The organism is Mesorhizobium sp. EU05-FHT14A09, from assembly GCF_058790995.1.
In genome coordinates this window covers 115,946-133,785 of the sequence record NZ_JBYTDF010000002.1, presented here as the reverse complement: position 1 = coordinate 133,785, position 17,840 = coordinate 115,946, and the positions used below count along the sequence as shown (strand labels likewise).

At 60.0% G+C, this 17,840-nt stretch carries 16 protein-coding genes and 1 pseudogene; 14 read left to right on the top strand and 3 right to left on the bottom strand.

The features are described from left to right. Nucleotides 1–13 precede the first annotated feature (13 nt). From lpdA to AC3WTO_RS07935, 4 genes are all read left to right on the top strand, one after another. Nucleotides 14–1,456, top strand: coding sequence for a dihydrolipoyl dehydrogenase (gene lpdA / locus AC3WTO_RS07950; RefSeq protein ID WP_492460171.1), 1,443 nt, complete (start codon nucleotides 14–16; stop codon nucleotides 1,454–1,456). Nucleotides 1,457–1,583: 127 nt separating this feature from the next. After that, nucleotides 1,584–2,552 (top strand): lipoyl synthase, encoded by a 969-nt coding sequence (gene lipA, locus AC3WTO_RS07945; protein ID WP_492460170.1) that lies wholly within the window; start codon nucleotides 1,584–1,586, stop codon nucleotides 2,550–2,552. Between the two features lie 9 nt (nucleotides 2,553–2,561). Then, nucleotides 2,562–3,023: a type II toxin-antitoxin system RatA family toxin gene (locus AC3WTO_RS07940; protein ID WP_492460169.1), complete on the top strand. Its 462-nt coding sequence runs from the start codon at nucleotides 2,562–2,564 to the stop codon at nucleotides 3,021–3,023. Between the two features lie 164 nt (nucleotides 3,024–3,187). After that, nucleotides 3,188–4,438 carry a calcium-binding protein gene (locus AC3WTO_RS07935; RefSeq protein ID WP_492460168.1) on the top strand — a complete coding sequence of 417 codons (1,251 nt, stop codon included), beginning with the start codon at nucleotides 3,188–3,190 and terminating at the stop codon, nucleotides 4,436–4,438. A gap of 72 nt (nucleotides 4,439–4,510) precedes the next feature. On the opposite strand, the gene AC3WTO_RS07930 is transcribed toward AC3WTO_RS07935, so the two are convergent. Together AC3WTO_RS07930 and AC3WTO_RS07925 are read right to left on the bottom strand one after the other, a co-directional pair. Then, complete coding sequence (locus tag AC3WTO_RS07930) at nucleotides 4,511–4,999, bottom strand: CinA family protein (protein WP_492460167.1); 489 nt, start codon at nucleotides 4,997–4,999, stop codon at nucleotides 4,511–4,513. Beyond that, nucleotides 4,996–6,225 carry a bifunctional 2-C-methyl-D-erythritol 4-phosphate cytidylyltransferase/2-C-methyl-D-erythritol 2,4-cyclodiphosphate synthase gene (locus AC3WTO_RS07925; protein ID WP_492460166.1) on the bottom strand — a complete coding sequence of 410 codons (1,230 nt, stop codon included), beginning with the start codon at nucleotides 6,223–6,225 and terminating at the stop codon, nucleotides 4,996–4,998. Before AC3WTO_RS07925 ends, AC3WTO_RS07930 begins: the two co-directional genes overlap by 4 nt. A gap of 139 nt (nucleotides 6,226–6,364) precedes the next feature. Between AC3WTO_RS07925 and dusB the strand changes: the two genes are divergently transcribed. From dusB to AC3WTO_RS07875, 10 genes and pseudogenes are all read left to right on the top strand, one after another. Beyond that, on the top strand, nucleotides 6,365–7,393 hold the full coding sequence (gene dusB / locus AC3WTO_RS07920; protein WP_492460165.1) for a tRNA dihydrouridine synthase DusB: 1,029 nt from the start codon (nucleotides 6,365–6,367) through the stop codon (nucleotides 7,391–7,393). Beyond that, on the top strand, nucleotides 7,390–8,520 hold the full coding sequence (locus AC3WTO_RS07915; protein ID WP_492460164.1) for a two-component system sensor histidine kinase NtrB: 1,131 nt from the start codon (nucleotides 7,390–7,392) through the stop codon (nucleotides 8,518–8,520). Before dusB ends, AC3WTO_RS07915 begins: the two co-directional genes overlap by 4 nt. After that, on the top strand, nucleotides 8,517–9,977 hold the full coding sequence (ntrC, locus tag AC3WTO_RS07910) for a nitrogen regulation protein NR(I) (RefSeq protein WP_492460163.1): 1,461 nt from the start codon (nucleotides 8,517–8,519) through the stop codon (nucleotides 9,975–9,977). The genes AC3WTO_RS07915 and ntrC overlap by 4 nt, the downstream gene beginning before the upstream one ends. A 145-nt stretch (nucleotides 9,978–10,122) precedes the next feature. Then, nucleotides 10,123–12,408, top strand: a complete 2,286-nt coding sequence (locus tag AC3WTO_RS07905; RefSeq protein WP_492460161.1) for a sensor histidine kinase NtrY-like — start codon at nucleotides 10,123–10,125, stop codon at nucleotides 12,406–12,408. Beyond that, the gene (gene ntrX, locus AC3WTO_RS07900) at nucleotides 12,398–13,759 is read left to right on the top strand and encodes a nitrogen assimilation response regulator NtrX (protein WP_492460160.1); all 1,362 of its coding nucleotides are present in this window, start codon (nucleotides 12,398–12,400) and stop codon (nucleotides 13,757–13,759) included. Before AC3WTO_RS07905 ends, ntrX begins: the two co-directional genes overlap by 11 nt. A gap of 91 nt (nucleotides 13,760–13,850) precedes the next feature. After that, a complete protein-coding gene (locus tag AC3WTO_RS07895; protein ID WP_492460159.1) occupies nucleotides 13,851–14,711 on the top strand; it encodes a D-amino-acid transaminase in 861 nt (286 codons plus the stop codon). 144 nt (nucleotides 14,712–14,855) lie between these two features. After that, nucleotides 14,856–15,101, top strand: coding sequence for an RNA chaperone Hfq (hfq, locus tag AC3WTO_RS07890; protein ID WP_018428055.1), 246 nt, complete (start codon nucleotides 14,856–14,858; stop codon nucleotides 15,099–15,101). A 45-nt stretch (nucleotides 15,102–15,146) separates the two neighbouring features. After that, nucleotides 15,147–16,487 (top strand): GTPase HflX, encoded by a 1,341-nt coding sequence (hflX, locus tag AC3WTO_RS07885; RefSeq protein ID WP_492460158.1) that lies wholly within the window; start codon nucleotides 15,147–15,149, stop codon nucleotides 16,485–16,487. A gap of 1 nt (nucleotide 16,488) precedes the next feature. After that, nucleotides 16,489–16,566, top strand: a pseudogene (locus tag AC3WTO_RS07880) (hypothetical protein); the annotation flags it as partial. A gap of 107 nt (nucleotides 16,567–16,673) precedes the next feature. Beyond that, nucleotides 16,674–16,817 (top strand): hypothetical protein, encoded by a 144-nt coding sequence (locus tag AC3WTO_RS07875; RefSeq protein ID WP_492460157.1) that lies wholly within the window; start codon nucleotides 16,674–16,676, stop codon nucleotides 16,815–16,817. Between the two features lie 96 nt (nucleotides 16,818–16,913). On the opposite strand, the gene mazG is transcribed toward AC3WTO_RS07875, so the two are convergent. Then, the gene (mazG, locus tag AC3WTO_RS07870; RefSeq protein ID WP_492460156.1) at nucleotides 16,914–17,750 is read right to left on the bottom strand and encodes a nucleoside triphosphate pyrophosphohydrolase; all 837 of its coding nucleotides are present in this window, start codon (nucleotides 17,748–17,750) and stop codon (nucleotides 16,914–16,916) included. Between the last annotated feature and the right edge of the window lie 90 nt (nucleotides 17,751–17,840).

The window sequence follows — 17,840 nt, the reverse complement described above, 5'->3', positions numbered from 1 at the left end:
AGGCAGGAAAAACATGGCTGACAATTACGACGTCATCATCATCGGCTCAGGTCCCGGCGGCTATATTGCTGCCATCCGTTCCGCGCAGCTCGGTTTCAAGACGGCGATCGTCGAACGTGAGCATTTGGCCGGCATCTGCTCCAACTGGGGCTGTATTCCGACCAAGGCGCTGCTGCGTTCGGCCGAAATCTTCCACTATGCCGAGCATGCCAAGAGCTACGGCCTGACTCTCGAAGGTACGATCAAGCCGGATCTCAAGGGCATTGTCGACCGTTCGCGCGGCATTGCTCAGCGCATGAACAATGGCGTCGGCTTCCTGATGAAGAAGAACAAGGTCGACGTGATCTGGGGCGAGGCCAAGATCACCAAGCCCGGCGAGATCGTCGTGGGCAAGTCGTCCAAGAAGCCGATGGAGCCAATGGGACCGATCCCGAAAGGCACGAAGGGGGAAGGTGCTTACACCGCCAAGCATATCGTGATCGCTACCGGTGCGCGGCCACGGGCACTGCCGGGCATCGAGCCGGATGGCAAGCTGATCTGGACCTATTTCGAAGCCATGGTGCCGCAGGAAATGCCGAAGTCGCTGCTGGTGATGGGCTCTGGCGCCATTGGCATCGAATTCGCCTCCTTCTACCGCACCATGGGCGTAGACGTGACCGTGGTCGAAATCATGCCGCAGATCATGCCGGTGGAAGACGCCGAGATTTCCACCTGGGCGAAGAAGCAGCTCGAGAAGCAGGGCATGAAAATCCTGCTCGAGACCAAGGTCACCAAGGTCGAGAAGGGCGCCAATTCCGTGACCGCAACGGTCGAAGGCAAGGATGGCAAGACCCAGACGATCACCGCTGATCGGATGATTTCGGCCGTCGGCGTCCAGTGCAACACTGAAAATCTCGGCCTGGAGACTGTCGGCGTGAAGATTGACCGTGGTGCGATTGTCATCGACGAATTCTGCCGTACGAATGTCCCGGGCATCTATGCCATCGGCGACGTCGCCGGACCGCCGATGCTGGCGCACAAGGCTGAGCACGAAGCGGTGATCTGCATGGAAAAGATCGCGGGTCTTCACGTTCATCCGATGGACAAGCTGAAGATCCCGGGCTGTACCTATTGCAGCCCACAGGTCGCATCCGTCGGCCTGACCGAGGCCAAGGCCAAGGAACAAGGCAAGGATATCCGTGTCGGCCGCTTCCAGTTCGTCGCAAACGGCAAGGCTGTTGCGCTCGGCGAAGATCAGGGGCTGGTCAAGACCATCTTCGACAAGAAGACGGGGCAACTGCTTGGCGCTCATATGGTCGGTGCGGAAGTGACCGAACTTATCCAGGGTTTCGTCGTGGCAATGAACCTCGAGACCACCGAGGAAGAGCTGATGCACACCATCTTCCCGCATCCGACACTCTCGGAAACGATGAAGGAAAGTGTGCTCGACGCCTATGGGCGCGTGCTGAACGCGTAGGAATGCAAAAATGACCGTGGCAGCATGCGTTGCTGCGGTCTTTTTCTTGCCGACGAAAAGCCTTAGATGAGGCTTGTACCCAGTCCCCGACTCCAAAACAGCCTCGGGGAGATGCAGGAAAGATCAGATGGTCACCGTTCTCGATCTCGTCGCCAACAAGCCGCGCCCCCGCCATCCGGAGAAGGCACACCGGCCTGACCAGGAAGTGCTGCGCAAGCCAGAGTGGATCCGCGTCAAGGCGCCGGTTTCCAAGGGATATGCCGAGACGCGCGAGATCGTGAAGTCACACAAGCTGGTGACCGTGTGCGAAGAGGCCGGGTGCCCCAACATCGGCGAATGCTGGGAAAAGAAGCACGCCACCTTCATGATCATGGGCGAGATCTGCACACGCGCCTGCGCTTTCTGCAATGTCGCCACCGGTATCCCGACCGCACTCGATGCTGACGAGCCGAATCGTGTGGCGCAGGCCGTCAAGACGATGGGTCTTTCCCATGTCGTCATCACGTCGGTTGACCGCGATGATCTCGAGGATGGCGGCGCACAGCATTTTGCCGACGTCATCCTGGCCATTCGCGCGGCGGCACCCACGACGACGATCGAAATCCTGACGCCGGACTTCCTGCGCAAGGATGGCGCGTTGGAAATCGTCGTGGCGGCCAGGCCGGACGTGTTCAACCACAATCTGGAAACCGTGCCGTCCAACTATCTGAAGGTTCGCCCGGGCGCCCGCTATTTCCATTCGATCCGGCTGCTGCAGCGCGTGAAAGAACTCGATCCATCGATCTTCACCAAATCCGGCATCATGGTCGGGCTTGGCGAAGAGCGAAACGAGGTTCTGCAATTGATGGACGATCTGCGCTCGGCCGACGTCGACTTCATGACGATCGGCCAGTACCTGCAGCCGTCGAAGAAACATCATCCGGTCAAGGCGTTCGTCACTCCGGAAGAGTTCCAGTCATACGCCATCGTCGGCAAGAGCAAGGGCTTCCTGCTGATGGCGTCGAGCCCGCTGACACGATCCTCGCATCATGCCGGCGATGATTTCGCCAGGCTACGCGAAGCGCGTGAGGAGCACCTCAAGAAAACCGCGCAATAAGCCGGTTTCATGCCGAAATTCGAGGCGACACGTCGCGTATCGCACAGCCCCGACCAGATGTTCGCACTGGTCGCCGATGTGGAGCAGTATCCGCAATTTGTTCCGCTGTGCGAGGCGCTGAGCGTGCGCTCGCGTCGCGAGCGCGATGGGCGCACTGTGCTCATCGCCGACATGAGCGTTGGCTATAAGGCGATCCGCGAGACCTTCACCACCCAGGTGCTGCTGAAGCCGGAGGAGCGCATCATCGACGTCAAGTACATCGATGGTCCGTTCAAATATCTCAGCAACATCTGGGGCTTCGAGCCGGCGAGCGATGGCTGCTTCGTGCGGTTCTTCATCGATTACGAGTTCAAGAGCCGCATTCTGGGTGCGATGATGGGCACGATGTTCGACCGCGCCTTCCGCATGTTCTCCGAAGCGTTCGAAAAGCGCGCCGACGTGGTGTATAGAGATCAGGCTGCATTGCGCTGATGTATTTAGCCAAATACATTTTCCAGGAAAATTTTTGATCTTAATTTAACTAAACTTAGATCTCGTTTTTTGATTCACCTCGATTTCACGAATGTTTATTCTTGTGGAAACTCTTGGTGATTTCATCTAAGTTCTTCGGTGACTGTGGCTGGAGAACCGAAGCAATGGCAATTATCTACGGCACTGCGCTGGCAGATATCCTGGACGGATCTAATCTAAACGACACTATCTTTGGTCTTGATGGCGACGATATCATCCGTGGCGGTCAGGGGACTGACACCCTCTACGGCGACCAGGGCAATGACACGCTTTATGGCGACTCTGGCACCGACGTGTTGCACGGCGGCGATGGAAACGATCAGCTGTTCGGCGGAGATGGCGATGATTGGCTCTATGGCGAAGCAGGAACTGACACGCTCAACGGTGGTGCAGGCAATGACAAGTACTTCATTGACAGTTTGGACGACACGATCGTTGAAACTGCAAATGGAGGTGTCGATGAGATTCAAACCAGTGTCTCATATACATTGGCTGCAGGGCTGAGCATCGAGCGGCTTATTGCTGCACCAGGCGCTTTTGCGATCAATCTTACCGGCAATGAGCTAAACAACGATATCTATGGCAATATTGCCGACAACGTTCTCTACGGCGGCGCTGGAGACGACATGATTGAAGGCGCCGGTGGCAATGACACCATCTATGGCGGCGATGGAAACGATAGGTTTCTAAACGGCAGCATGGGTGATGACACTATTTATGGAGGCGCGGGCTGGGACTATCTTGCAGGAGGGCCGGGACATAACGTTCTGGTTGGCGGCACCGGTGACGACACGTATTCGCTCTGGTGGGACGAACCAGGCACCTCCAACACAATCGTGGAGACTTCCGGTGAGGGGTTTGACAGCGTCCAAACCTACGGCAGTTTCGCGCTTGCTTCGGGTGTCAGCATTGAACGAATAACCGCGTTGGGTTCTGGCGTAACCTTGAGCGGAAACGAACTTAACAACGAGATTTCAGGCAATTATGGTGCTGACGTAATCAGTGGTGGTAACGGCAACGATACTCTGCACGGAAAAGAGGGCAATGATACGCTGACTGGCGGTGATGGCTCCGACTTGTTCGTTTTCGGCGAAGCGGGAGCGGCTGTTGCCGATCAGGTCGTTGATTTTATATCCGGTGTGGACACGATCGAATTGCTCGGAGGCTATTTTAGAGCATTGCCAGCCGGGGCGCTTGACGTGTCTGCGTTTACTATTGGGGCCAGCGCAAATGATGCCGACGATCGTATCGTCTACGATCAGGCTACCGGTAAGCTGTATTACGATACGGACGGTACGGGCATTGGAGTTGCCGAGGAAATCGCGACGTTGCAGGTCAACACTGTGCTCTATGCGTCGGATTTCCTGATCACTTGAGTGCTGGAAGAGGCAATCCCCTGTCGTATCTGGCAGGGGATCATCCAAATTTTCAGGTTGGCGAAGTATCCTTCAGCCGGCGAGGGCCTTCAGTCCCATTTCCAGCGCGTGCCGCACCGTCTCGCGACGGATGAAGTCGCGGCTCCGGTTGTCGAAGATCCGGTACTCGGAGACGGTCGGCTGGCCTTTGGCCGCGAGGCCGAACCAGACGAGCCCGACGGGTTTTTCGGCAGAGCCGCCGTCCGGGCCGGCAATGCCGGTGACCGCCAGTGTTATGCCGGCGCGCGAGCGCGACAGAGCGCCGGCAGCCATCTCCAGTGCCGTTTCGGATGACACAGCGCCAAAGGCTTCCAGCGTCGTTGGCTGGACGCCCAGCATGTCCATCTTGGCTTCATTCGAATAGGTGATGAAACCGCGGTCGACAACGGCCGAGGAACCGGCAATGTCGGTCAGGTGGGCGACGATCATGCCGCCGGTGCAGCTTTCGGCGGTCGCAGCCATGATTTGGCGGGCCCGGCAAACCCTCAGGAAACGATCGGCCAGCGGCGTAAGTTCGCTCATTCCGGTACCTCGCCGGGATAGACGACACTCGCCGTGGCGATTGCTGCGATGCCTTCCTGACGGCCGACGAAGCCGAGTTTTTCGTTCGTCGTCGCCTTGATGGAGATGCGTTCGGCCGCGATGCCCAGCATGTCTGACAGCGCAGCAGTCATCGCCTCGCGGTGCGGACCGACGCGTGGCGCTTCACAGATCAGCGTGATGTCGGCGTTGGCGATGCGACCACCACGAGCCCGCACGATCCTGGCGGCGTGCTCGACGAAAATGCGTGATGCCACGCCTTTCCATTGTGGGTCCGAGGGTGGGAAATGGGTGCCGATATCGCCGGCGCCGCAGGTGGCGAGCAGAGCGTCCGTCAACGCATGCAGGCCGACATCGGCGTCCGAATGGCCGGACAGCTTGCGATCGTGTGGAATGGCAACTCCACAGAGTGTCACGTGATCGCCCGGCTCGAAGGCGTGCACGTCATAGCCATTGCCCGTGCGGATGTCCGGGAAACTTGAGCGCGCGCCATTCAATCGTTGATCTGCCATGACGATATCCCGTGCCCAGGTGAGTTTTACATTATCCGGTGAACCGGCCACGATTTTGACCGGCAATCGTGCCCATTCGGCGATGGCCGCGTCATCGGTGAAATCGTCCCTGCCGGCCTGATGAGCCTGCTCGTGCGCCTCCAGTATCGCGCGGAAGGGAAAGCCCTGAGGCGTCTGTGCGGCATGAAGGCCCGCGCGCGGCACCGTCTCGCCGATGGTGCCGTCACGACTTTCGCGCTTCAATGTGTCGGCCACGGGAAGCGCAGGCAGTGCCCCCTGACCTGCGCCGACGACGTCAATGACACGGTCGATGAGATCGCGATCAGCAAAGGGTCGCACTGCGTCATGGATGAGCACTTTCTCAGGCGTGTTGCCGGCCAATGCGATGAGACCGAGCCGTACCGAGTCTTGCCTCGTGCGACCACCGGTGACGATTGAGACTTCTGGCAGATGATCGCCAACGGCCTTTTGCAGCAGTTCCCGGTCGTCGCTGTGGATAACGACAATGATCCGGCCAATGCGCGGATGCGAAAGGAAGATTTCCAGTGTTCTGGCGAGGATAGCACGGCCGCCAATATGTCGATATTGCTTGGGGCCATCCGCCTGGCCGGCGCGTTCGCCACGGCCAGCCGCCACGATGACGGCGGCGACTCCGCCATCGGCGGATACAGCCTTGATTGCGCTCGGTTCCCTCATGCGCAGAGGCTTAGTCGCGGGCGACGACGAAGGCCAGCTTTTTCCCAAATAAGCCGCAATGCACGTTCATTCTGCATTGCACAATCACCCCGATATGGCTAGTGAATAGGCAAAGATAGACGTTGCTTGGTTTTTGTGCATGACCGATCTGAATAAGCTCGCCTTGCCGCTCGTTGTTGGCGGGGTCGTCGTGCGCAATCGCGTCTTCCTGGCGCCGATGTCCGGTATTACCGACGAGCCATTTCGCAAACGCGCCCACGCCCATGGTGCGGGTCTGGTCGTCTCGGAAATGGTGGCGAGCGGCGAACTCGCACGAGGCAGGGAAGGATTCGACCTGCGCATCCGTCATTCCGGGCTGCCGGTTCATATGGTGCAGCTTGCCGGGCGTGAAGCCGCCCATATGGCGGAGGCCGCGCGTATCGCAGCGGGCGAGGGTGCCGACATCATCGACATCAATATGGGCTGCCCAGCCAAGAAAGTGACGGGCGGCTATGCCGGCTCGGCTTTGATGCGCGATCTCGACCACGCCCTGACCCTGATCGAAGCCGTAATCGGCGCGGTGAAGGTACCGGTGACAGTCAAGATGCGACTTGGCTGGGATGAAGACGCCTTGAACGCGCCGATGCTCGCTCGTCGTGCCGAACAGGCTGGCGTGAGCATGGTGACGATCCATGGCCGCACACGCTGCCAATTCTACCAAGGCAAGGCCGACTGGCGCGCGATCGCCCGTGTGAAGGAGGCCGTATCGATCCCCGTCGTTGCCAATGGCGATGTCGCAACGCCAGGGGATGCGATCGCGATCCTCGAACAATCCGGTGCAGATGCCGTCATGGCTGGGCGCGCGCACTACGGCGCGCCATGGACCGCGGGGGTAATCGCTGCCGCGGCAGTCGGAAACGAGGCTTTCGATTTGCCGAAGGCTGGAGCCGAGCTCGCCGATTATGTCGTCGCCCACTACGAAGATATGCTGACCTTGTATGGCATCGAGAGTGGGTTGAGGCAGGCCAGGAAGCACATAGGCTGGTACCTCGATCGGCAGGCGGCTACGGCACCGGCCGCTTTTCGGAAAGACATCCTGACGTCATTCGAGCCTGCCACAGTCATCAAGCTGTTGCGCACGGTGTTTTTAGACAGTGCACCGTCTGGCGAGATCAGGAGCGCGGCATGACCATCGCGACGCCCGCAGTCGCGGATATGGCCGACGCCGCGCAGATCCTGCTCAACACCATCCGCCGTCCGGTGATCATGGTCGGTCCGGAAGGGCATATCACCTACGCCAATGCCGATGCCGAAGATTTCTTCCGCTCCAGCGCGACCATGCTGGCGCGCAATACCTTGGCCAAGCTCATTCCCTTCGGCAGCCCGCTGCTGACCCTGGTGGATCAGGTTCGCGAACGGCGCGCGCCGGTCAACGAATATCGCGTGGATGTCTCCTCGCCACGTCTCGGCATCGAGAAGATCGTAGACCTCTATGCCGCTCCGGTGCCGGAATTCCCGGATTCCGTGGTGGTCATGTTCCAGGAACGTTCCATGGCCGACAAGATCGACCGGCAGATGACGCACCGTGGCGCAGCGCGTTCCGTCACCGGGCTTGCGGCGATGCTGGCGCATGAGATCAAGAACCCGCTTTCCGGTATCCGCGGTGCCGCGCAACTGCTCGAACTGTCCGCTTCCGACGAGGACCGTGCGCTGACGCGACTGATCACCGATGAGACCGACCGCATCGTGTCGCTGGTCGACCGCATGGAGGTGTTTTCCGACGAGCGGCCGATCGATCGCTATCCCGTCAATATCCATGTGGTCCTGGACCATGTGAAGGCAATCGCCAGAAACGGTTTCGCAAACCGAATCAAGGTCGTAGAAGACTATGATCCATCGTTGCCTTCAGTTTACGGCAATCGGGACCAGCTCATTCAGGTGTTTCTGAACCTGGTGAAGAATGCCGCGGAGGCAATCGGTTCGGATCCGCTCGGCGAGATCACGCTGACCACCGCGTTCCGACCCGGCATTCGCGTCTCCGTGCCTGGCACGCAAGACCGGGTATCGCTGCCGCTTGAATTCTGCGTGCATGACAACGGCTCCGGCGTGTCGGAGGACATCCTGCCGATCCTGTTCGATCCTTTCATCACCACGAAACCCAATGGTTCCGGCCTGGGGCTGGCGCTGGTGGCTAAGATCGTCGGCGAACATGGCGGCATCATCGAGTGCGATTCGACACCGCGCGGCACCACCTTCCGCGTGCTTCTGCCCGCTTGGAAGGAGCCCGCCGAAAGCCATGAAGGATACCGTCCATGAGCACGCGCGGCACCATTCTCGTCGCCGATGACGATGCGGCGATCCGTACCGTACTCAACCAGGCGCTGTCGCGGGCCGGCCATGAGGTGAGGGTGACATCCAATGCATCCACGCTCTGGCGCTGGATTGCCGCAGGCGAGGGCGATATCGTCATTACCGATGTGGTGATGCCCGACGAAAATGCCTTCGACATGCTGCCGCGCATCAAGAAAGCGCGGCCGGAACTGCCCGTCATCGTCATGAGCGCGCAGAACACCTTCATGACCGCGATCCGTGCTTCCGAAACCGGCGCCTACGAATATCTGCCGAAACCTTTCGACCTCACCGAACTGCTCAACATCGTTGCCCGGGCCATGGCCGAGCCACGCCGTCCCAAGGCCGACGTTCGGTCCGAAGAGCAGCCCGAGACGATGCCGCTCGTCGGTCGGTCTGCGGCCATGCAGGACATCTACCGCATGCTCGCGCGCATGATGCAGACGGACCTGACCGTCATGATCAGCGGCGAATCGGGCACCGGCAAGGAACTGGTGGCGAGCGCGCTGCACGAATATGGTCGCCGCCGCGGTGGTCCGTTCGTTGCCATCAACATGGCGGCGATTCCGCGCGACCTGATCGAATCGGAGTTGTTCGGTCACGAGAAGGGCGCTTTCACCGGCGCGCAGAACCGCTCCACCGGCCGTTTCGAACAGGCAGAGGGTGGCACCCTGTTCCTCGACGAGATTGGCGATATGCCGATGGAAGCGCAAACCAGGCTGCTGCGGGTGCTTCAGCAGGGCGAATATACGACGGTCGGTGGACGCACGCCCATCAAGACCGACGTGCGCATCGTTGCGGCAACCAACAAGGATCTGCGCACGCTGATCAATCAGGGGCTGTTTCGCGAGGATCTGTTCTATCGGCTGAACGTCGTGCCTTTGCGGCTGCCGGGGTTGCGCGAGCGCGCCGAGGACATCCCGGATCTGGTGCGGCATTTCTTCAAGCTTGGCGCCAAGGAAGGCCTGCAGACCAAGCGCATCGCGCCAGCCGGTGTCGAACTGATGAAGCGCTATCCGTGGCCTGGCAATGTGCGCGAACTGGAAAACCTGGTGCGCAGGCTGGCCGCGCTCTATCCGCAGGACGAGATCTCCGCCGAGATCATCGACGCGGAACTGAAGACCGGCGAAGCTCCTGCGGCGACCTCCGCCAATGTCCTGATCCCGGACGATCTGTCCATCAGCCAGGCCGTCGAACACTACCTGCAGCGCTATTTCACGTCCTTCGGTGACGATCTGCCACCCCCGGGACTCTATCAGCGCATCCTGGAAGAAGTTGAACACCCGCTGGTGCTGGCGGCCATGACGGCGACGCGAGGCAACCAGATACGCGCAGCCGACCTGCTCGGCCTCAATCGCAACACCTTGCGCAAGAAGATTCGCGATCTTGGCGTCAACGTCTATCGCGGCGCGCGGCAGGGCTAGCCGGCTCTCGCAAAGGCGGTGCGGTATCAGTCCGTCAAAAACCAGTTGATGAGACGTCGAAAGATTTTTGTGATCGGGCGTCTTGTTGCATATTCGCCACAATGCGTTGCATAGATGCTACGCAACCATGACAGCAAGCGGCGAAATGGCTGAGCAGGCCATACCATTGAACGGACCATTGTTTCGGAGATCCGGTGTGCAGGAGGCCAGGCGGCTGATGGCGCTGCCTGGTATCGTTGCGATTATCGGCGCGCTGCTGACAGCTGCAGTTTCCTTCGCAATTCTGGTCGGTGCGACGCCGATTACGCCGGACCGGACAACCACGTTGTGGCTGATCGGCCTCAATGCGCTTTTCATTTTTTTCCTTGTTGCACTGGTTGCCCGCGAAGCGAGGCGAATCATCATGGCGCGTCGCGTCGGCAAGGCCGCGTCGCGTTTGCATGTGCGCATCGTGCTGATGTTTGCGCTGGTCGCGGCGGTGCCGGCGATCCTGGTGGCTATCATTGCAGCCATCACGCTGAACATCGGTCTCGATCGTTGGTTCGAAATCCGCACCAAGACCATCATCAATTCGTCGCTCTCGATTGCCGAAGCCTATGTCCAGGAAAATGCCCGCAATCTGCAGGGCACGACCTTGTCCATGGCCTACGATCTGGACAGCTCGCGCACGCTGTACGGCCTCGACCGGGGCGGCTTCCTTGACCTTATGAACAAGGAAGCGATTGGCCGTGGCCTGGCGCATGCCGCGCTGGTCAAGGAAGACGGCTCCTTTGTGATGAGCGCCAAGACAGGTGCCGACTTCCCCATGCCCGGGCCGCCTGACGGTGCTGTGAAGCAGGCTGTAGACGGCAAGCCGCTGCTAATCGAGCCGCGCACGCGCAACATCATGGGCGCCATCATCAAGCTCAAGGAAATCGAGGGGCTTTACCTCTACACCATTCGCGTCGTCGACCCCGAGGTGATCAGGGCACGTGAAATCGTGCGGGCAAATACAGCCGAGTATCGCGGGCTTGAAACCAATCGTGGCTTCTCGCAGGTGGCCTTTGCGCTGCCCTACATGTCGCTGACACTCATCGTCATTCTCTCCGCCATCTGGACCGGTATTGCGGTGGCGGACCGTCTGGTGCGCCCGATCCGCCAGCTCATCGGCGCGGCAGACGAGGTGGCAACCGGCAATCTCGACGCCTCGGTGCCTGTCCGAAATTCGGATGGCGACGTTGCTCATCTCGGCGACACCTTCAACAAGATGCTGCTGGAGCTGAAATCCCAGCGCAATGAAATCCTGACCGCCAAGGATCTTGCCGACGAACGCCTCCGGTTTTCGGAAGCCGTGCTGGCCGGCGTCACCTCAGGCGTGATCGGCGTCGATCCGTTCGGCACGATCACCATCGTCAACAAGTCGGCCGAAGCGATGCTGGCGATGTCATCCGAGGTCGCGCTGGGGAAGAACCTCTCAGCGGTTCTGCCTCATGTCGGGCGCGTGCTGGAAATCGGCCGCAAGTCCGGCAAGCCGGTCTATCGTGAGCAGGTAACCTTCTTCCGTGCCGGTGCCGAGCGAACCTTCAACGTCCAGGTGACGATCGAGGAAGAGCAGGACGAAGCCTATGAGGGCGAGAAGTCCTATGTCGTGACTGTGGATGACATCACCGATCTCGTCACCGCGCAGCGCACCTCGGCATGGGCCGACGTCGCCCGGCGCATCGCTCATGAAATCAAGAATCCGCTCACACCAATCCAGCTTTCGGCCGAGCGAATCCGGCGCCGTTACGGCAAGGTGATCACAGAGGACCGCGAAGTCTTCGATCAATGCACGGACACCATCATCCGCCAGGTCGAGGATATCGGCCGCATGGTCGATGAATTCTCATCCTTCGCGCGCATGCCGAAGCCGGAAATGAAAGCGATCGATTTGCGCGAGCCGTTGCGCGAGGCATCCTTCCTTGTGGAGGTCAGCCGCTCGGATATCGCATTCGAGCGCGCCTTCGGCGACGAGCCGCTCAAGGGGACGTTCGACAACCGCCTGCTGTCGCAGGCGTTCGGCAACGTCATCAAGAATGCAGCCGAGGCCATGGAAGGGCTTGAGCGGGCGCCGGGTGAGAAAGGCGTCATCCGCGTCCAGGCCGCTCTGGTTGACGGTTCGATCCGTGTCGACGTGATCGACAATGGCAAGGGGCTCCCGCGTGAAAACCGGGGGCGACTGCTCGAGCCGTATATGACGACACGCGAGAAAGGCACCGGGCTTGGCCTCGCGATCGTCAAAAAGATCGTGGAAGACCATGGTGGTCGGCTGGAATTGCATGATGCGCCTGCAAATTTCCACGGCGGGCGAGGGGCCATGATCAGCATCGTCCTTCCCTCGGGTACGGCACAGCGTGGCCGGGAAGCGGCGGAAAACGAACGAGAAACTGAGAAGGTCGGTAATGGCGTCTGATATTCTGATCGTCGACGACGAAGAAGACATCCGCGAACTGGTTGCGGGTATCCTGAGCGACGAAGGCCACGAAACCCGCACGGCTCATGATGCCGACAGCGCGCTTGCGGCAATCGCCGACCGTGCGCCGCGTCTCATCTTCCTCGATATCTGGCTGCAGGGCTCGCGGCTGGACGGCTTGGCGTTGCTCGATGAGATCAAGACCCTGCATCCCAATCTACCGGTGGTGATGATCTCTGGTCACGGCAACATCGAAACGGCGGTGTCGGCCATTCGTCGCGGTGCGTATGATTTCATCGAAAAGCCATTCAAGGCGGACCGGCTGATCCTCGTCGCAGAGCGGGCGCTGGAAACGTCAAAGCTGCGGCGCGAAGTCTCCGACCTGAAGCAGCGCAGCGGTGAGACTTTCGACCTGATCGGCATGTCGTCGGCGATGAGCCAGTTGCGACAGACCATCGAACGCGTGGCGCCGACCAACAGCCGCATCATGATCATGGGGCCCTCGGGCTCGGGCAAGGAACTGGCCGCGCGAGCCATTCATGCCCTTTCTGCCCGTAAGAGCGGCCCGTTCGTGACGTTGAGTGCAGCCAACATCACGCCCGAGCGCATGGAGATCGAGCTGTTCGGCACCGAATCGAACGGAACCGAGCGCAAGGTGGGAGCACTGGAAGAAGCGCACCGCGGCATTCTCTACATCGATGAAGTCGCCGACATGCCGCGCGAAACGCAAAACAAGATCCTGCGTGTCCTGGTCGAGCAACAATTCGAGCGGGTGGGCGGCACCAAGCGCGTCAAGGTCGATGTGCGCATCATCTCCTCGACGGCGCAGAACCTCGAAGCCATGATCGCGGAGGGGCGCTTCCGCGAGGACCTCTATCATCGCCTTGCCGTCGTGCCGGTGGCAGTGCCCGGGCTTGCCGAACGGCGCGAGGATATTCCCTATCTGGTCGACACCTTCGTCAAGCAGATATCGAGGCAGGCGGGCATCAAGGCGCGCCGCATCGGCGACGACGCGATGGCCGTGCTTCAGGCGCACAACTGGCCAGGCAATGTGCGCCAGCTGCGCAACAACATCGAGCGACTGATGATCCTGGCGCGCGGCGATGACGTCGAGGCGCCGATCACCGCGGACCTGCTGCCGGCCGAAATCGGCGATGTGATGCCACGCACCCCCAACCAGTCGGACCAGCACATCATGGCGCTGCCATTGCGTGAGGCACGCGAGCAGTTCGAGAAGGATTACCTGATCGCACAGATCAATCGCTTCGGCGGCAATATCTCCAAGACCGCCGAATTCATCGGCATGGAACGTTCCGCTCTGCACCGAAAGCTCAAGTCTCTTGGCGTTTGACCAGCCGTTGCGGGGCGGCTGGACCATGTGTTTGTTCGATACGCAATCATCGGAATCGCGTAAGAAAGCCTGATATTTCAGAAGGTTCGCCATGCCGCGCATTGCTTATGTCAACGGACGCTACGTCGCTCATCGCGACGCGGCTGTGCACATCGAGGATCGGGGCTACCAGTTTGCCGATGGCGTCTACGAGGTCTGCGAGGTCGCGCGCGGCTTCATCGTGGACATGAGGCGTCATCTCGATCGGCTCGATCGTTCCTTGCGCGAACTTCGCATCGACTGGCCGATCGGCAGGAAGCCGCTCGAGGTCGTGCTGCGCGAAGTTGTCAGGCGGAACCAGGTCTTCAACGGATTGGTTTATGTGCAGGTCACGCGCGGTGTCGCCAGCCGAGACTTCCTGTTTCCAGCGGACACGCTGTCGTCGCTCGTTGTGACCGCCCGGAAAGTCAACCCGGCGCTTGCGGCCAAGCGCGCCGAAGACGGCATCAAGATCATCACGGTGCCGGAGAATCGCTGGGATCGTGTCGACATCAAATCCGTCGGCCTGCTGCCGAACGTGCTTGCGAAGCAGAAGGCCAAGGAAGCTGGCGCCCAGGAGGCCTGGTTCGTCGACGAGAACGACTATGTCAAGGAAGGCGGGTCGTCGAATGCCTGGATCGTCACCAAGGACGGTGTCCTGGTGACGCGACCGGCGGACCACGGGATCTTGCGCGGCATTACCCGCACAACCATATTCGACGTCGCGGCGAAGCTCGGGCTGGAAATTGAAGAACGCGGTTTTTCCGTTGCCGAGGCCAAGGAAGCGCGTGAGGCATTCATCAGTTCTGCGACCACGATCGCCATGCCGGTGGTGGCCATTGACGGACAAACCGTTGCGAATGGTCATCCAGGTTCAATAACACTTTCGTTGCGGCAGGCGTTTTTTGACGTTGCGGAAAAAAGTCCGGCCTGATAACCGGCACAACAGGAATGGACATCAATACATCTCGTTCTACTTGTCGTTGTTCACGACAAGCATGTCTGCAAGCTTGACATATGCCGAGTATTTTGGCGCATTGGCATGCATACCGAAGGGGATCGGCGAAAGATAAGAACAATGGCAGAGCGTTCGCAAAATCTTCAGGACCTGTTCCTGAACTCGGTGCGCAAGAGCAAGAATCCACTCACAATCTTCCTCATCAACGGCGTGAAATTGACCGGGGTGGTGACCTCATTCGACAATTTCTGTGTGTTGCTGCGGCGTGACGGGCACTCACAGCTCGTTTACAAGCATGCCATTTCCACGATCATGCCGAGCCAGCCGGTTCAGATGTTCGATGGTGAGGAAAGCCAAGGCGGCTAATTGACCAAGCAGAACGACGCGAGCCGAAAGGGCCGCGGGCAATCGGTGAATAGTGAGGGCGCGGGCTCCGGAGAAGCGACCCGTGCCCTTGTCGTCGTGCCTGTCTTGCCGAATCACAGCAGGCAGGAGGACGACACTGGCCGCGTACGGTTGGCGCGTTCACCTGAGGCACGGTTGGAAGAAGCCGTCGGCTTGACGCGTGCCATCGATCTCGACCCCGTCCAGACATCGATCGCCATCGTTGCGGAGCCGCGACCGGCGACATTGCTGGGGTCGGGCAAGGTTTCGGAGCTGGCGGAGGCGGTCAAGGACAAGCACGCCGAACTGGCGATCATCGACCATCCGTTGACGCCTGTGCAGCAGCGCAACCTCGAGAAGGAACTGAACGTCAAGGTTCTGGACCGGACCGGCCTCATCCTTGAAATCTTCGGCGAGCGTGCCCGCACCAAGGAAGGCACTCTGCAGGTCGAGCTTGCGCATCTCAATTATCAGAAAGGCCGCCTGGTGCGGTCCTGGACTCACCTTGAACGCCAGCGCGGTGGCGCCGGCTTCCTCGGCGGTCCGGGCGAAACGCAGATTGAAGCGGACCGGCGTGCGCTGCAAGAGAAAATCATCAAGTTGAAGCGCGAGCTGGAGACGGTGCGTCGGACGCGCGACCTGCATCGTGCCAAGCGAAAAAAAGTGCCTTTTCCGGTGGTTGCGATCGTCGGTTACACCAATGCGGGAAAGTCGACGCTGTTCAACAAGCTGACCGGCGCGGGCGTGCTGGCGGAAGACATGCTGTTTGCGACGCTCGACCCGACACTGCGGCGGGTGCGACTGCCTCATGGCACGCCTATCATCCTTTCAGACACCGTGGGCTTCATTTCCGACCTGCCGACACATCTTGTCGCCGCGTTCCGCGCGACCCTCGAAGAGGTCGTGGAAGCGGATCTGGTCATCCATCTGCGCGACATTTCCGACCCGGATACTGCGGCACAGGCAGAAGATGTCGAGCGCATCCTGGGCGACCTCGGCGTGGACGCGGCCAATGCCGACCGTGTGGTTGAGGTCTGGAACAAGATCGATCTGCTGGACGAGGGCAATCGGGAACGTCTTCTGTCTGAAAGCGCTGACACGAAACGTCCGCCGATCGCCATTTCGGCTGTGACGGGCGAGGGCATCGACGCGCTCAAGGCGCTGATCGAAACACGGGTGTCGGGCGAGTTGCAGTCGGTCGAGATAACCCTGCAGCCGGCACAGCTCGGCATGGTCGACTGGCTTTACCGCAACGGTGATGTGGTAAGGCGCGTCGACAACGAAGACGGCAGCGTTTCCCTATCATTAATGGCGACGGAAAGCGCGCGCGAAGAGATCGAAGGCCGACTGCATCGCAGAGGCGGTTGAGATGTCTGGCTGGCCGACGATGCGGGTGGCCAGGCCATCCGACAATCACGACGGCTTTGATGGGATCATAGTCGGGCACCCGCACGCGCCCTACCACCTGGAGTTCACTAGGGCGAACGGCCAAGCCGCCGGCGGCGCACCATCCGAAGACCACCTTCTCGTCTTCTATCTTCCCGACCCCACGGCGTGGACGCATGCGGTCAGATCCATGCAGCGGCGGGTTTTGACCCGGTTCCGTCATTCAATCCTTATTGGGACAGAGTTGTCGTCACCTTTCAGGATCCGGACGGATACCGCGTCGTGCTCCAGCGCGCCGAGTGGAGCCGCTAGAGTAACTCCAAGGCAAGTACTGAGCGGATTTCCGTCCGGAATTGGGTAAACCAAGGATCTGGAGCGTTTCCGCGCTTACGTCAAAAACAGAACGCTCTAGCGCGTTTCGCCTTTCTGTTTCTTGGCTTGCTGCCAAAGCGCTTCCATCTCGTCGAGCGACGCCTTTTCCAGATTGCTGCCAGAGGTTTCAAGTGCCCGTTCCACATAGTGGAAACGCTGGCGAAACTTGTCGTTGGTGCCGGCGAGCGCTGCCTCCGAATCGACTTTGAGGTGTCGTCCGAGATTGACGACGGCAAACAGCGTGTCGCCGAACTCGTCCTTGATAGCGGCTGTATCCCCCTTTGCCAGGGCCTCGCGCAACTCGGCAATCTCTTCCTCGATCTTGTCGAGAATCGGCTCGGCCTCGCTCCAGTCGAACCCCACACGTGCGGCCTTTTCCTGCAGCTTGAGCGCTCTGGTCAGCGCTGGCAGGGCAACCGGCACGGAATCCAGGAATCCCTTGCCGTGATCTTCCGGATCCAGTCCGCGCGCCAGCCGCTCGGCGCGGCGTTCGGCCTTTTCCTCGGCCTTGATCTTCTCCCACATGCCCTTGGCCATGCCGGCGCTGCGGGCTTCTTCATTGCCGAAGACATGCGGGTGCCGCCGAATCATCTTTCGGGTGATGCCTTCGACCACATCGCCAAAGGCAAACTCACCTTGCTCATCAGCCATTTGTGCGTGGTAGACGACCTGCAGCAAGAGGTCGCCAAGTTCTTCGCGCAGATTGTCGACATCATTGCGCGCGATGGCGTCGGCCACCTCGTATGCCTCTTCGATCGTATAGGGCGCGATGGTCGAGAAATTCTGTTCGATATCCCAGGGGCAGCCGGTGACGGGTGCGCGCAGGGCCGCCATGATCTCGATGAGACGGGAAATATCCTTGGAAGGCTTCATGGCCAGAGCCTAGTTCGCATCGAGCTGAACGGCCAATGCCGCCGAATGGGCATTGGCCTCTTGTCCACAGTCTCGCGACCCTTCGGGAGC